Source organism: Lacrimispora sinapis, assembly GCF_043633585.1.
GTDB classification, from domain to species: Bacteria; Bacillota; Clostridia; order Lachnospirales; family Lachnospiraceae; genus Lacrimispora; species Lacrimispora sinapis.
Window position 1 is genome coordinate 2,920,248 of the sequence record NZ_CP141832.1, and the last position, 14,916, is coordinate 2,935,163.

Here is a 14,916-nt window from a genome sequence, read left to right on the forward strand (position 1 = left end):
TATTTACCAGGAAGTCTGTTGGAAGCTCGCTTCCATAAGGACTTTCGGGTGAATAGCTGAACATTTGCGAAGCAAATGGTAGCGAATGAAGCAAAGCTTCATGAGCGTACCGCTTGGACCTGCCAGTTTGTTCAATCCACGGTCAAAATCAACTAACTAGCTAATTTATTTCCCGTTTTACTTGTTGTTTGGTTCGTATACAATTGCTTGTATTCGTTCTGAATTTCTCATTCAAAGCTGTTCAAACACAGCTTATTTATTAGAATTTTCAGGGTTTTACATACTGTTCAATCTTCTGTTTTCAAAGTACTTTTTGTGTTGTCTGCTTCAACAGCAACTCGTATATCTTATCATTTATGGTTGTTTTTGTCAACCATTTTTTTCATTTTCTTCAAAACATTTTCCATCGTTTCCCGATGTGTTTTGGAAGAAGTTTTGCCGCCGTTTCCAGCGGCGAATTATATCATACCAAAGCAGGCGACATTTGTCAACAATTATTTCAAATTTTTTAATACTTATTTTATTAACTAACTTAGAGCTTTTATGTCCTGTAGTTCAGATAACAAATGACTATGCATGGAAATCCATTTAAGGAAAGGTAACGTAAACTTTTATACCTGTTTTTTTACTCTAATCTGTTTCATTCTACGTTTAATACGCTTTGGTGGGGTATAGCTTATGTTTGTAATTCTTTAGACTGCTATTGACTATCTTAATTTTCTTATGTCAGCTCTCTTATGCTTTAACCTGTTTTAATCAGCTTTGCCTTTGGGAATATACCTGAATTTTCTTTAGTCTACTTTGGTCTGTTTCAGTCTACGTTAGTCCCCCTTAATTTGCTTAGTATACTTTTATCTGCTTTAATTGATTTTGTCTGCTTTAATTTACTTTGATCTTATTTATGTAATTTGTTCTCCATTAGTCTGGTTTGGTTATCCTCACCCCATTGAGGCATCTTTGATCTATTTAGGTCTTCTTTTACCTACTTGACTTCTTACATCCTCTTGGGCCTTCTTTGATCCGACTGGGAACTCTGTGATATTCTTTTTGGGGGCCTTCTTTGATAATATTGACTCTACTTTACATGCCATAAACACCTATGTTCGCGTTAAAAACCTGAATACAAGATCTACTGAACAAAGATTATTACAGAACTGCCTTCTGAATGGTCAAGTATATTTCATAATTTAAAATAAATTTACAATAACTGTTCTTCGTCTAAGTTAAACATTGGCTTTATTATTGCATTTAAAATGTTTTATACATCAACCATATAAATTCTAATGAACAATAAAAAATGGTGGTATACATTACATGCAAATTCCAGTATTTCTCCTGAAATTATTTTATTGAAAAAGCAAATAGCAATGTAATCATTATCAAAAGATTCTAAACTAAATGTTGTAAGTTGGTTTTAAGCATCCCCAACATTTTATAGGGCCGCAAAAGAAAGGCCGCATGATAAGTTTTATTTCAACTTTTCATGCGGCTTTACCTATTATTATATATTATACAGTGATCCAGTCATGGAATCTGATTCATTATGTTGATTTGCAATAGAATAAGAAGACATCTGCATTCTCAGCTTCATCAATTCTATCAAATAAAGATAATTCGTTTTATTGGTTAGAAGGGAGTTCTCCCCGGTTCCATCTGACTGTTTGGTCATGGAACTAAGGGCTTGCATAAAATCGGTAATTTCATTTGTACTCTGCGGATCATAACCGTTATAATTTGACGCATGCGTTTGAATGTAATTGTTTGTATTTTTAGAACTTTTTGAAAAATAAAACGAGGATTCCTTGGTTTCGTCAGAGCCGCCCATATAGTTCATGACTTTTTTTACATATTGCTGGGTCTCTTTAAAAGGTGGAATACCGCCGTACTTTTTTACATTGTTGCTTCCTGCATTATATGCCGCTAATGTAAGTTCCACATTTCCATTATATCGTTCTAAATTTTCTTTTAGATATTTGGCACCGCCCATAATATTGCTTCTGGCATCATAAGGGTTTGCCACTCCGAGAGATTTTGCTGTAGCGGGCATAAGCTGCATCACACCTGCTGCACCTTTTTGAGAAGTCGCTGAAGGATTGAAATTTGATTCAACCTTGGCAACCGCCTTTAAAAGTTTTTCCGGTATTCCATATTTATTAGCCGCTTCGGTAAACATCGCGTCAAGATTTGCCGGTATGTTGGTTATTGACTTTAATACTTGTTTAAAATCTCCCCCAGATACTGATCCTGTATTTTCCGTCCGCCTTGTATTTGCTCTTGCAATTGCGGACAATCTTAACTGTTCTATTGTCGCCAAAATTCAGTCCTCCCGCCTTTTTGGGGCTTTTATGATACCCATTTCCCTGAAGCATCCACCCAGTAATCCCCTACGTTTGTGTTGCTTGCCATACTGCCGTCAGAATACAAATAATACCAGACTCCTGGCTGTGTCTGTACCCAGCCGGTCATCATCTCACCGCCCTGTGGATTTAAGTAATACCACTTTCCATTTACGAACTGCCAGCCGGTGAGCAGTTTCCCGTCAGAAGGGCTTAAATAATACCATCTTTGCCCAGACTGAAGCCAGCCAGTCTGACGAATTCCATTGCCATCAAAATAGTACCAGTCATTTAAAATCTGCTTCCAGCTGTTTTTCGGCACTCCGCCATCTTCCTGTTTGTAGGTATTGCCTTTCCAGGTTCCGGTCGTATCTCCGTCATATTCCATAAATACATCTTCCGAAGTGACATAATCCCCCTCTTTCATGTATTTGCGGTCTTCTGCAGTATAACCAATGGCCCGTACTTCATAATAATAATTTGCATCCTTATCCATATATTCAGAAAGATCGGCTACATTGGTTGAAACAGATATTCTTTTTTTCATCTTATCATCTGCATATAAAGCCACCTGATACCCTGTGGCAAATTCAACTTTTTTCCATACAGCTTTCGTCTTTTTGCTGTCGCTCCAGCCAGCTTGAGAGGTTCTGCCTAATTTCACCACCGGAACATAGTCAACCTTTACTTCCAGCGTATGATTATCAAGAGGTTTGGCTGAAACAAACTTCGCACCTGTAATCTTACATTCGGAGCGGTTATAGGATTCGGCAAACACCATGCTGTCTGAAGTAAGAATCACACTGACTCTTTCATTGGAAGCCGCTTTCCACTTACTGATATCTCTTTTCCAGAGAATATCCTGAATGGTAACTCCGGAAGTTGTCGTGGATATCTCAGGCATTAAAATCTCTTCATCTCCATACTGGCTTTTAAACGTTAAGTTCAATTTCCGAATTACAATTGAATCAGCTGCATATGCTTTCAAAGGCATTAATAATGTCATTATAAAAACCAAAGCAGCAAATAATACCAGATACTGTTTTCTGTCATCTTTTCTTATCATTGCACCCACACTCCATCTTCATTGATCTGATATCCATCGATCACCGAGTTGACTGCCATGGTTCCATCCTGATGAAAGAAGCGCCAATAACCGTCAACCTGCTGCCAGCCGGTCTTCATCACACCATCTTCTCCAGTATAATAAGTTTTACCATTGCGGGTAAATAGACCTTTGAGCATGGCTCCCTCAAGGTTTGACTGAATGGTATTTAAATAATACCATCTGCCGGCCTGATTGATCCAGCCCTTCTGCATGGCTCCCTGGCTGTTAAAGAAATAATGGTAACCATCAATAACCTGCCAGTTGGTTGCCGCTGCTCCCTGAGGTGCTTCGTGTCCGTTATCCGGGTAAAAATAATACCAGGTATCATTGATTTTCTGCCAGCCGGTAAGCATCGCTCCGCTGGAATTCATGTAATATATATCAGAGCCTGATATATACCAGCCGGTTACCATCTTTCCCGTCTCATCAAACCGGTACCATACATTATCCAGTGCCAGCCAGGAATTTGACTGAATCGTTCCATCCGCATACCGGTAATACCAGACTCCGGATCGCTCCTCCCAGCCATTATTTGCTTCCTTACTGCTGGTATTATCCTTGGTCCGATCAGGTTCTTTGCCTGTTCCGTCTGATACATCTCTGTCTCGGATCACAAGTTCATCCGACTCAACCCAGTCGCTTTTTTTGCCATTTTTTAATTCATCCTGTTTGAACGGAACGGAGCGGATCTTGTAAGAGTAAGTTCCCTCCTCGGTCATATAGGGATAGAAATTATAGGTAGTAGTGGTTACCAATTCTTTTTTTAAGATAATTTTCTTTCCAAGATAAAGCCATAATTCATAGGCTCCGGATGTGTTATCTCCCTTTTCCCATACGGCCTGACCAAGCCTTGTATCCTTCCAGCCTACGTCTTCCGGCTCTGCATAAAGACCTTTGATCGGTTTCGTCCGCAGGGTTACAACCAAATCACTTCCTTCACGCTTGGCGCTGACATAAGTGCCTCCATTCACCTTTATCTTGGAGGCCTCATAAGATGATTTGAAATAGGCGTCAGATTCGCTGGAAGGGGTAATGGTAACGTTCATCTTGGGTTCTTCTCCAATGGTCATATCCTTGGAAGTCGAAGTCACCCATTCCGCATCTGTTACACGATACTGTTTGTTTCCGGAACTTACATAGCAGTCTGCTTCTTTTTTATCAATGCTTATATCCGGCAGCCGGTCTCCTGCCTCGATCTCAAGCTTGACTTTAATGTTAATCGAATTGATGGCTTCCGAAGCCATGGTTTTATCCGAGATGATGCACAGACAGAAGGCTGCCAGTATGCTTATTGCCATTGCCCGCCTTTGTTGTTTCATTCAATCACTCCTTTGCTTAGCTAACGCACATCACAATACATAATTTTTATCGTCAAATCCTCCTATAAACATAAGCCATTACTGGATATTTGTATTTTTCAGGTACTCAAATGATATTATTTTTCTTAACATAGACTCCTGATGCGCTGTCATATCCAAGAACCTGCTGCCATACCGGTAATACGGATTTCCAGCCTTATCTGAAAACTCTTTTTTCCACAGAATACAGCCTTTTAAACGAACGCAGCCAAATTTTGTTTCAAAGAGAAACGAAAAGGACTGCTCCTCCTTTAACTCCTCTTTGCACTCAAAACCTGCTCCTCCTGCACTTAAATCCTTTACTACCGCCTGGATATGTATTACCTTTCCTTCCTCGGTAAGGATTTCTAATGTAACAGAATGTTGGACCCTGACTTTCATCGCCCGGCGCCTTTCCTCTTCACTGATCTGTTTATCGACCCTGCATGAAACCCGGTAAGTCAGGCCGTCTTCCTGCTTTACCCAACCGGACAAACGGCATTTACAGGTGACCAGCCCCTTAACTCCATCATAAAACACAACCATTGTTTCTGAGCCGATCTTACCAATATCATCTTTTTGAACTATGAGTCCCATAATATCTTTCTCGCAGTCGACCACTTCCACTTCCGCAAGCAGACTTCCTGCAAATGAATAAATGGTAGCTTTTTTACATTCTGCAAACATATTCTTATTCCCCCGCTTCTGGTGATTCCGGCTTTTCCGGCTCTGAATCATCGGAGTTTTCTGTCATTAAATTTTCCTTTATGCCTGGTACATAATCCAGGAAATAAAGATAAATGTCAACAATTGCATGGTACAGTTCTTCCGGGACCTGGCTTCCAAGCTCAAGCTGAGTCAGGATGGTAGCCAAAGAATTATCTTCATAGACCGGTACACCGTTTTCATTGGCCGTCTCAACGATCTTCTCAGCCATGTAACCCATTCCTGATGCAACTATGACAGGTGCAACATTCTTGGTGTCATCATATTTTAATGCGACCGCTTTTTTGTTTAGTGTATTCTTAAATTCTGACATCGACTGAATTTTTCCTTTCCTGAATTTTGGGAAATACCTCTACCGGGGAATTTGGCCCGCCCCCTGCCTGTAAATACAAATTCTCAATTCTAAAATGATATTTTTCCAGAATGGCTTTTAATCCCTTCTGGATATTGCCTTCTGATTTTTTCATATTTTCCGGATAATAGAGCTGAAGGGCCGCCGTATTCTCTCCATACAGAAGCAAAAGCTTGAACTGCCCCAGATCTCTGATATCAAACTTCACAAAAATTCTGGCAACCCGTTTAACCCCAGCCTGAGTGCTGCTTCCTTCTTCATCCGGATCAATCCACATCTCAGAAAATAACTTCTTTCCATTTATATCAACCGGAAATGCCAAATGCAGAAGAGGCATATAGACGCTCTCGCTTAAAAGCAGTGATTGCAGCATCTGATGAAACATCTGTTTATTCTCGAGGCCGGTTCCCCCGCTGACTCCGGTCCGCAGGAAATCCAGGAATTTATCCGCCCATTCATTCTTTCCTGCTGCCTGATCCATATCAACCTGACTCAGTAAGTGACCAAACTCATCTACGGTCATACCGCCGAAGAATTTACGGAAACCCTGGTAGCCGGTCAGTTTGGAAAAAGCCTGCATTACTTCTTCCTTGTCCCCATTTTCATACCGGGACATCAAAACAGTCAAGAGAGAAATCTTATCTCTGATTGTTCCCATATCATGATTCATCGCAATATAACGGCCAAGGAACGGAAGAATTTTTTCTTTCAGTAAGGTGCTGTTATGCGCCGTATCCCCTTCACCGGCAGATAAATCCAGTTCCTTCAGCAATTCTTCCATCTGCTCTTTCGTCTGTTTGAATACATAATTCTCCATATCTTTAATTGTACGGAAAATATCATTTAAAATATGCTTTCCGGAAGACATATCGTTGAACTTCTTTATAAAATTAAGAATGTCCGCTTTCAGATCCACAGAATTCGTATCTGCCATCGCACTTCGCAGCCGGTCAAATATGCCTCCGCTAAAGCGCACGGAAGCTTCTGCCTGTTCCTTTAAAAAAGGAAGGAGGTCCTCTTCGTTCATTTGTGCTGCCTTGAAGAAAGAAGCAATCCGTTTTGCGGCTTCCTCTCCCATAACACCCCCTGTAAGCATCTCCTCCCCCTGGAAGAAGATGTCTGCCAGAACCTTTGACAGATCCGGAACATTCTTTACCATACTGAGGAAAGTCCCAAAATTAGACCTATACTGAAATGCCAGCTGCTGTTCCCCATCCCCACCGGAATTCGTCCGGTTATCTCCCCTAGTTACTTTAGAGGGATCAACTGGATTCTGGATCTGAACGTCCTGGCCAGCCTGGGGATTATTTTTAATTGTAGAATTATCATAACCAGAAAGCGGGGTTGTTACTTTTAAAACATCTGCCATATTAAGCCTCCATTTATGTGGTAAATCATTTATTTTTTTCGAAAGGTTCTTCTAATTACTATTATTTTTTAACCAACCATACCGATAAATAGATATATACTAAACTAGACAAGGCGGTGTAAATATTATGGATAACGGCATGGATAATATGCTTGATATGTATCTCTTTGAAACCAATTCTCTACTGGAGCAATTGGATGAACTCCTGATAGAAGCCGAAAAAGCAGGAGATTTTACAGTGGACGATGTGAACGAAATCTTTCGTATCATGCACACCGTCAAGGGTTCTTCCGCTATGATGGAGTTTTCTTCACTCATGCAAATTGCGCATCACATTGAAGATTTGTTCTTTTTTATCCGTGAGAATGGCTTGGAATCTCTTGACAGTTCTCACAAAAGCATCCTTTTTGATTTGATGTTCCGTTCTACCGATATGCTTCGTGCCGAAGTATCAAAGGTAGAAAATAATGAAGCACTTAGTGATAATGTCGACAATCTGACGCAGGAAATTAATAGTTTCCTGAAAAAAATCAGTAAGGATGAGACACAGAAGGGTGCGAAAGAACCGAGTGCAAAATCTCCCGAGCCACAAAAGCCAACAGAGCCTGAAAATCCTTCGGTGAATGCTATACAGGCTGTTAATTTGGATGAGATACGTATGGACCTGGCAGAATGCCCGGAAGATAATGCCGCTTTCTTCCTGCGTCTCTTTTTTGATGAAGGATGCGGAATGGAAAACTTACGTGCATTCATGCTCATCAGTACATTAAAAGAATCCGGTCTGGAATTTGGCTTTTATCCTCATGATATTGAGACAAACAGCCAAACCTGTTCCACGATCATTGAAAAAGGATTTTTTCTGATGTTTGAATCCCGCAAGGATGCAGAATCAGCCATTTCCCAGATCAATAATTTAAACAATATCCGATCCTATGAACTGATTGAAAATGTCCGTGCAAAAGATACGGCAACCGCAGAGGTACAGAACCCCTCCTCTGCTGCTCCTGCTGTTCGTGAAACCTCCGCTGCTCCAAGTGCACCGGTAGCGAGTTCCGGTCATCAGACCCCGAACAAACAGAATTTGATCAGCGTAAATCTTACAAAGCTTGACAATCTGGTTGCCATTGTAGGAGAAATCGTTATTACGGAGTCCATGGTAACATCTTCTCCGGAAATTCAGAATTTAAAAAACCTGGACAGCTTTTTAAAAGCTACCAGACAGCTTCGCAAGCTGACGGATGACCTTCAGGATATCGTTATGTCCCTGCGCATGGTTCCCGTATCCGGTGTATTCCAGAAAATGAACCGTATCGTCAGAGATATGAAGCAGAAGCTGAAAAAAGATGTCCGCCTTACCATCATCGGAGAGAACACGGAAGTTGATAAATCCATTGTAGACAGCATCGGTGACCCGATTATGCATATTGTCCGTAATTCCATGGATCACGGAATTGAAGATACTGCCGAGGAGCGTATCGCAGCCGGCAAGAATCCTCAGGGTGAAATTACCTTGTCTGCAAGCCATACCACCAATGAAGTAATTATTTCCATTAAGGATGACGGCCGCGGCGTAAACCCAGCCGGTGTTCTTGCAAAAGCCAAAAAGAACGGACTCCTTACAAAACCGGAAAGCGAATACACACAAAAAGAAATTCTCGCTCTTCTGCTGGCTCCTGGTTTTTCTACCAACGAAGTGGTTACAGAGTACTCTGGCCGTGGAGTTGGTATGGATGTAGTTAAGAAAAATGTAGAAACCATCGGCGGAACCGTAACGATCACCAGCGAATTAGGGAAAGGCATGTGCACCACCTTAAAGATCCCGCTTACCATGGCGATTGTTGACGGTATGGAAATTGCAGTCGGAAAATCTGTATTTACCATTCCGATTGCCAACATCCGTCAGTCCTTCAAAGTGAAGAACGAAGATGTGATTTACGATACCGACGGCAATGAAATCATTAAATGCATGAACCAGTTCTATCCGATTATCCGTATTCATAATCTTTACAATATTGAAACGGAAGTTACCAATATAGAAGACGGAATTCTTGTCTGGGTAGAGTCCGGTGATAAATCCTACTGTCTGTTCGTAGATGATCTTTTAGGCGAGCAGCAGGTTGTAGTAAAACCGCTTCCCGTATATCTGAATAGTTTTAATATTAAAGATTCAGGCATCAGCGGCTGTACCATTCTTGGCGACGGAAACATCAGCATCATATTAGATGTCTTAAATCTGTATGCTGCCGCACACAATCAATACTAATTGGGAATTGGAGGAATACAAATGTCAGCAGAGAATACACAAACTACTATGACCGGTCCAGATTATGAAGCAGAAAAAGATCTTGCTTCTGCCAGTGCTGAAGCGACCGAACGCTACCTGACCTTCCGCACGGATAATCTGGTCTTTGGTGTGAGTACCAACTATATTATAGAAATTATTACCAATCATGTGATCACAGTTATGCCCATGATGCCCAATTACGTAAAGGGAATCATCAACTTAAGAGGCCAGATCGTGCCGATCATTGATATTCGCTTAAGACTTGGCAAACCGGCGATTGAATATACCAATACAACTTGTGTCATTGTTTTAAATGTTGATTCCGTATTTATCGGGATCATTGTTGATGCCGTAGAACAGGTTCTGGATATTGACTATTCCAGAATATCTTCCGTTCCTGCCAATAACAGGGAGGAATTGGTAAGCGGTATGATATCCATGCCGGACAATAAAGTTGTTCTGCTAATGGATTGTGAAACTTTAGTTAATAACTCATAAAGGACGGCTTCTCTATGTTAACACTCTCACAGCAAGACTTCACACGGCTGGTTCAGTTCGTGAAAAAAAATTATGGGATTGACTTGTCAAAAAAGATGCAGTTAATCATGGGTCGGTTGTCAAATACAATCATTACACTGGGTTATAGTTCCTTTACCGAATACATAGACCATGTTACCTCATCGAAAAATCCCGCCGACCTGGAAGTAATGCTGAATAAGCTTACGACAAATTATACTTACTTTATGAGGGAAGAAGCTCATTTTAACTTCTTCAGAGATACCATTCTCCCATATCTGGTGAGGACGAAAAAAAATAAAGTTTTAAGCATATGGAGTGCCGGCTGCTCTTCCGGTGAAGAGCCTTATACCATTTCAATGTTAATAAAGGAAACCCTGGGGGCGCAGGCCGCCCTCTGGGATACCAGGGTTCTGGCTACCGATATCTCCCAAAATGCTTTAAAGGCAGCCAAACAGGCGGTTTATGACGAAGAATCCTTAAAGAATCTATCACCTGCTTGGAAATCCAAATACTTTGTTAAAACAGAACAACAGGGAATCTATTCTGTATCACCAGTCATTAAGTCCAACGTCATTTTTCAAACTTTTAACTTAATGGATCCCATTCGGTTCCGCCTAAAATTTGACGTTATCTTCTGCAGAAATGTAATGATTTATTTTGATCAGGAAACCAAAGATGGTTTGATCCAGCGTTTTTACGACGCTACTGCACCTGGAGGTTATCTGCTGATTGGGCATTCGGAAACGATCAACAAAGAAAAAACGCCTTTTAAGTATATAATGCCGGCAACATATCGAAAAGAATAATCTGTTTAATATAAAATCTATTTACTGCTGATTCAGCCAAGTAAATGGATTTTATATTACACAGATTTAAAATCAAATATCAGAGAAGTAAAACTTTCATCTGCCTGGCTGATTTTTTAATTGCCAAGAATGGAGTAAATAATGAATAATAAAATACGAGTTTTCATCGTAGATGACTCTTTGCTCTTCCGCAAAGTGTTAATGGATAACCTTTCCAAAAATCCCAATATTGAAGTGATAGGGTATGCCATTGATGCGTTTGATGCGGAACGAAAAATCCCTTTATTAAAGCCCGATGTTGTTACACTCGATGTGGAGATGCCGCGCATAAGCGGAATCGATTTTGTAAAAAAGCTTTTGCCAAAATATGCCGTACCGGTTATTTTGGTATCTTCTTTGAACTTAAACGTATTTGAAGCTCTTTCTGCTGGGGCAGTGGATTTCGTAAGAAAACCTGACATGACTGTCAGCAACTCTTCAAGCGTCTTTTTAAACACCTTGGTGAGTAAGATCTTTATTGCCTCCCGAGCAAAAATCAAAGTACCGGCTGCCGCGTCCCCCGTTTCTCCGGTTTTAAGAAACACGCCGGTCAGCGGAAAGCCGTTTCCCTTAAACGCGTACAATACGGTGATTGCCATCGGTGCTTCCACAGGCGGTACGGAAGCTACACTGCAGGTTCTCAAAAACTTACCAGCCGATACACCTGGTATTGTGGTCACCCAGCATATGCCGGAAGGATTTACAAAAATGTATGCAGACCGTTTAGACCGACTATGCCAGATGCGTGTAAAAGAAGCACAAAGCGGTGATGTTATTGAAAGAGGCCAGGTATTGATTGCTCCCGGCGACCTTCAGATGAAAGTCGTACGCGTGGGAAACCGCTATTCGGTCAACTGCTTTTCCGGTGAAAAAGTAAGCGGACACCGTCCCTCAGTAGATGTTCTCTTCCAGTCTGTTGCAGATACGGCCGGAGCAAATTCTGTCGGTATTATTATGACTGGCATGGGACGTGACGGTGCGGATGGGTTATTGAGTATGAAAAAAAGAGGTGCTTACACCATTGGCCAGGATGCAGAAAGCTGTGTCGTATATGGAATGCCTATGGTCGCTTATAACATCGGAGCAGTTGTAACCCAAGCCTCATGTGCTAACATTTCCAATGTTTTACTGAAGTATTTATATTCACTTTAATTAAGAAATTAATGGATCTAAAGTTAATATTTTTTTTTTAATGACGATAATATAAGTAGAAACATTGGTATATAAAGCTCTTAGAAAGGAGTCGTTAAATGCGTATTTCATCGAACTATTTCAGTACGCTATATAATACACCCATGATACGACAAAATCAGGATCCTTCCGGAATTTCTGCTTCGGATTCTTCTAAAAACCAATATGATGAAATCACGATCCGATCTGCACCACAGGAAGACTTAGATTCAAAATTTGCATCTACTCTGAAAAATCTTTTAGTGAAAGAGATCCATCAGCCGTCTTCCGAAGAAAAACTGAATCTTTTAAAACAGAGAATCCAGAATGGGACTTATCAGGTGGATGCCAACAAGATTGCTGAAAAGATTCTTTTATACAAAGGAGCAGATTTATAATGAATGATTTTATTACTGTGATTGAGGATTTGACCGAATTATTCCAGGAGCTTATACAGATAGAACAGTTGAAACTGGAAGCTGCAAAAAAAAACCGTATCACTCATGTGGAAGAATCCATGAATAAGGAGCAGGCCGCTATATTAAAGCTGAGAGGCCTTGACCGCAAACGAGAGCTTTGCCAGGAAGCCCTGGGATTCAAGGGGCTTACATTCCAGGAAATTCTTTCAAAAACTTCCGGCGAGGAACATGAGCAGCTAAAAAACCAGTTTAACACGCTTTCCCATTATGTTCGTCTTTTTCAAAATATCAATGACAGCGCACGAACCATGATTGAAATAAACTTACACAAGATAAATAATGTTATCAGCAATGCAACGAATAAAACAGCATCCGATAAAAGGTAACAGGAGGAACAATTATGACACGATCAACATTCGCCGGATTTACAACTGCCCGTCTTGCCATGGCTGCAAGTCAACGGTCTCTTGATGTAACCGGACAGAATATTGCCAATATTAATACTGTAGGTTACACCAAACAACAAGTGGATCTTGTAAGCCTTAATCTACAAGGCGGAGATTTATACGGCAATGATCCCAGTTCAAAAATTGGTTACGGAGTTGAAACAAAAGGTATTTCTCAGATCAGAGACCCGTTTCTTGATATTCAATACAGGAACCAGGTTGCTAAAGTAGGAACCGCCGATGCACGCCAGTCAGCTTTAAACCAGCTGGCCGATATTTTCGATGAGACTAACAGAGAAGCGCTGAAAAAGGCGCTAAGCGATTTAAATAGTAACTTAGACAAACTATCCTCTAATGCCAACAATAGTGAATTTGACAGCATTGTACGCTCCAGTACCCAGGTTCTTTTAAGTTATATTCACCAAAAGGCTACCGATTTAAAAAGCGTACGTGAAGATACGATCAGCAGCCTTGAAAAAACAAGCATCCCTACAGTCAATGGTCTTTTATCTGACATTGGCAAATTAAATGATTCGATTTGGAAAAATCAGCTGCTTGGTAACCCGGCACTTGAGATGCTGGATCAAAGGAATAGTAAACTTGATGAACTTGCCAGTTATCTTCCAATCAGCGTCTCTTATAAAGAAGTGGCTATTTCAACTGGTGAAAAATACAATTACCCGGTTGTGAAATTTACTGGTTCTGATGGAGTAAGCTATGACCTCACCGGTGGAGAGCATGGAGAGAACTTTGCTTCTCTTTCGATTGACCGCAACAAGGATGCAAAAGGCAATGAGGATGGAACTGTTTCCATTTCCCTTATCCCTGCCAGTGACTTTCCAACCTCCGACGATATTTCATTGATAAAAACAGATATTACCAGTTATTTAAAGGAAGGTACTATAAAAGGTACTGTTGATATGTTAAATAAATCTGGTGAGTTAGATAACCCTGCCACTGATTTCAGAGGTATCGGATATTACGAGAAAGCGTTTGATTCCTTTGTTCAGACCTTTGCTAACACCTTTAATAAATTAAACGAAAATACGGTTCCGGATACCGGAGTCAGGGAGATGCCTTCCACTGGTTCTGCAAAAAGTGTCACTATCAACGGAGAAGAAAAAGCCGAGTACAGCATCAGCTTTGAAAAATCCACCGGCAATATAATCAAATTTGAGCATATAAGCATTGACGGACAAAAATATATGTTTGGCTCTGGAAACGGCGACGGAACCGTAGCCGTAGGAAAGGATCTGGAAGAAAGTCTGAACAATCTGGCAAAAGAACTGAATGAGACCAAAAAAAGTTTAACTGTCAATGGCCAAAGCATGGAAGGAGTCTGGGCATTTAATGCAACCACTAAGAAGCTGACCTGGACCAGTGCTTCACTGCCATCCGGAACTGTTATTGAATCCGACAGCATCAAAGGCAGCGATAACAAAGATTTAAAGCTGCTATACGAGGCCAATCCCAGCAATATCAAAGACTATGATTTATTCAAGACCTCAGATGGCAGCAGAACATTTACTGCCGGCAATATAAAAATATCTGATGATTGGATGAATAATAATATCCATATTATTGCTTCCCATGATCCAAAGGCCGGCTCTAAGGATAATAGCAATATTCTCCTTATGAAAAAAGCTTTGACCGACAGCCGGCAGTTTACATATGAATATACCTATCTTGATCAATCCGGAAAATCTCAAGTGGGTTCAATTTCCTATTACACGGGAAGCTTTTCCCAATGCTATTCTAATATGGAAAATATGCAGGGTGTTGACAGTAAAGAAAATTCGAGTATCCTTAATAATCAAATTACTGTACTTAATCAAACATCAAACAACAAAGATTCTGTTTCAGGAGTTTCTCTTGACGAAGAAGGCATCAATCTTATGCAGTACCAGCGATCCTATACTGCTGCTGCCCGTCTTATGACTACTCTGGACCAGGCACTTGATGTATTAATTAATAATACAGGCGTTGTTGGTCGATAGGAGGATAA

13 protein-coding genes are annotated in these 14,916 nt (G+C 40.7%); 7 read left to right on the top strand and 6 right to left on the bottom strand.

Annotation, left to right across the window (positions count from 1 at the left end; genetic code table 11):
* Window positions 1-1,501: 1,501 nt before the first annotated feature.
* The 6 genes from VIG27_RS13725 to VIG27_RS13750 form a co-directional block, all read right to left on the bottom strand.
* Window positions 1,502-2,314 (bottom strand): lytic transglycosylase domain-containing protein, encoded by an 813-nt coding sequence (locus VIG27_RS13725; RefSeq protein WP_394523089.1) that lies wholly within the window; start codon window positions 2,312-2,314, stop codon window positions 1,502-1,504.
* Window positions 2,315-2,343: 29 nt separating this feature from the next.
* Window positions 2,344-3,402, bottom strand: coding sequence for an N-acetylmuramoyl-L-alanine amidase family protein (locus VIG27_RS13730; RefSeq protein ID WP_394523090.1), 1,059 nt, complete (start codon window positions 3,400-3,402; stop codon window positions 2,344-2,346).
* Window positions 3,399-4,763 carry an N-acetylmuramoyl-L-alanine amidase family protein gene (locus VIG27_RS13735; RefSeq protein WP_394523091.1) on the bottom strand — a complete coding sequence of 455 codons (1,365 nt, stop codon included), beginning with the start codon at window positions 4,761-4,763 and terminating at the stop codon, window positions 3,399-3,401. Before VIG27_RS13735 ends, VIG27_RS13730 begins: the two co-directional genes overlap by 4 nt.
* Before the next feature lie 78 nt (window positions 4,764-4,841).
* Window positions 4,842-5,468, bottom strand: coding sequence for a PilZ domain-containing protein (locus VIG27_RS13740; protein WP_394523092.1), 627 nt, complete (start codon window positions 5,466-5,468; stop codon window positions 4,842-4,844).
* Between the two features lie 4 nt (window positions 5,469-5,472).
* Entirely contained in the window at window positions 5,473-5,820 is a 348-nt protein-coding gene (locus VIG27_RS13745) for an EscU/YscU/HrcU family type III secretion system export apparatus switch protein (protein WP_394523093.1), read from the bottom strand.
* Window positions 5,807-7,228 (bottom strand): hypothetical protein, encoded by a 1,422-nt coding sequence (locus tag VIG27_RS13750; RefSeq protein WP_394523094.1) that lies wholly within the window; start codon window positions 7,226-7,228, stop codon window positions 5,807-5,809. Before VIG27_RS13750 ends, VIG27_RS13745 begins: the two co-directional genes overlap by 14 nt.
* 127 nt (window positions 7,229-7,355) lie before the next feature.
* Here VIG27_RS13750 and VIG27_RS13755 point away from each other — a divergent pair, with 127 nt between their 5' ends.
* The 7 genes from VIG27_RS13755 (at window position 7,356) to VIG27_RS13785 (ending at window position 14,908) form a co-directional block, all read left to right on the top strand.
* A complete protein-coding gene (locus VIG27_RS13755; RefSeq protein ID WP_394523095.1) occupies window positions 7,356-9,491 on the top strand; it encodes a chemotaxis protein CheW in 2,136 nt (711 codons plus the stop codon).
* A gap of 21 nt (window positions 9,492-9,512) precedes the next feature.
* Complete coding sequence (locus VIG27_RS13760; protein WP_394523096.1) at window positions 9,513-10,010, top strand: chemotaxis protein CheW; 498 nt, start codon at window positions 9,513-9,515, stop codon at window positions 10,008-10,010.
* Between the two features lie 14 nt (window positions 10,011-10,024).
* Window positions 10,025-10,837 carry a CheR family methyltransferase gene (locus tag VIG27_RS13765; RefSeq protein WP_394523097.1) on the top strand — a complete coding sequence of 271 codons (813 nt, stop codon included), beginning with the start codon at window positions 10,025-10,027 and terminating at the stop codon, window positions 10,835-10,837.
* A 141-nt stretch (window positions 10,838-10,978) separates the two neighbouring features.
* Window positions 10,979-12,028: a protein-glutamate methylesterase/protein-glutamine glutaminase gene (locus VIG27_RS13770; protein ID WP_394523098.1), complete on the top strand. Its 1,050-nt coding sequence runs from the start codon at window positions 10,979-10,981 to the stop codon at window positions 12,026-12,028.
* A gap of 98 nt (window positions 12,029-12,126) precedes the next feature.
* Window positions 12,127-12,444 (top strand): flagellar biosynthesis anti-sigma factor FlgM, encoded by a 318-nt coding sequence (locus tag VIG27_RS13775; RefSeq protein WP_394523099.1) that lies wholly within the window; start codon window positions 12,127-12,129, stop codon window positions 12,442-12,444.
* Window positions 12,444-12,851: a flagellar export chaperone FlgN gene (flgN, locus tag VIG27_RS13780; RefSeq protein WP_394523100.1), complete on the top strand. Its 408-nt coding sequence runs from the start codon at window positions 12,444-12,446 to the stop codon at window positions 12,849-12,851. Before VIG27_RS13775 ends, flgN begins: the two co-directional genes overlap by 1 nt.
* Window positions 12,852-12,865: 14 nt before the next feature.
* Complete coding sequence (locus VIG27_RS13785; protein WP_394523101.1) at window positions 12,866-14,908, top strand: flagellar hook-associated protein FlgK; 2,043 nt, start codon at window positions 12,866-12,868, stop codon at window positions 14,906-14,908.
* The last annotated feature ends 8 nt before the right edge of the window (window positions 14,909-14,916 follow it).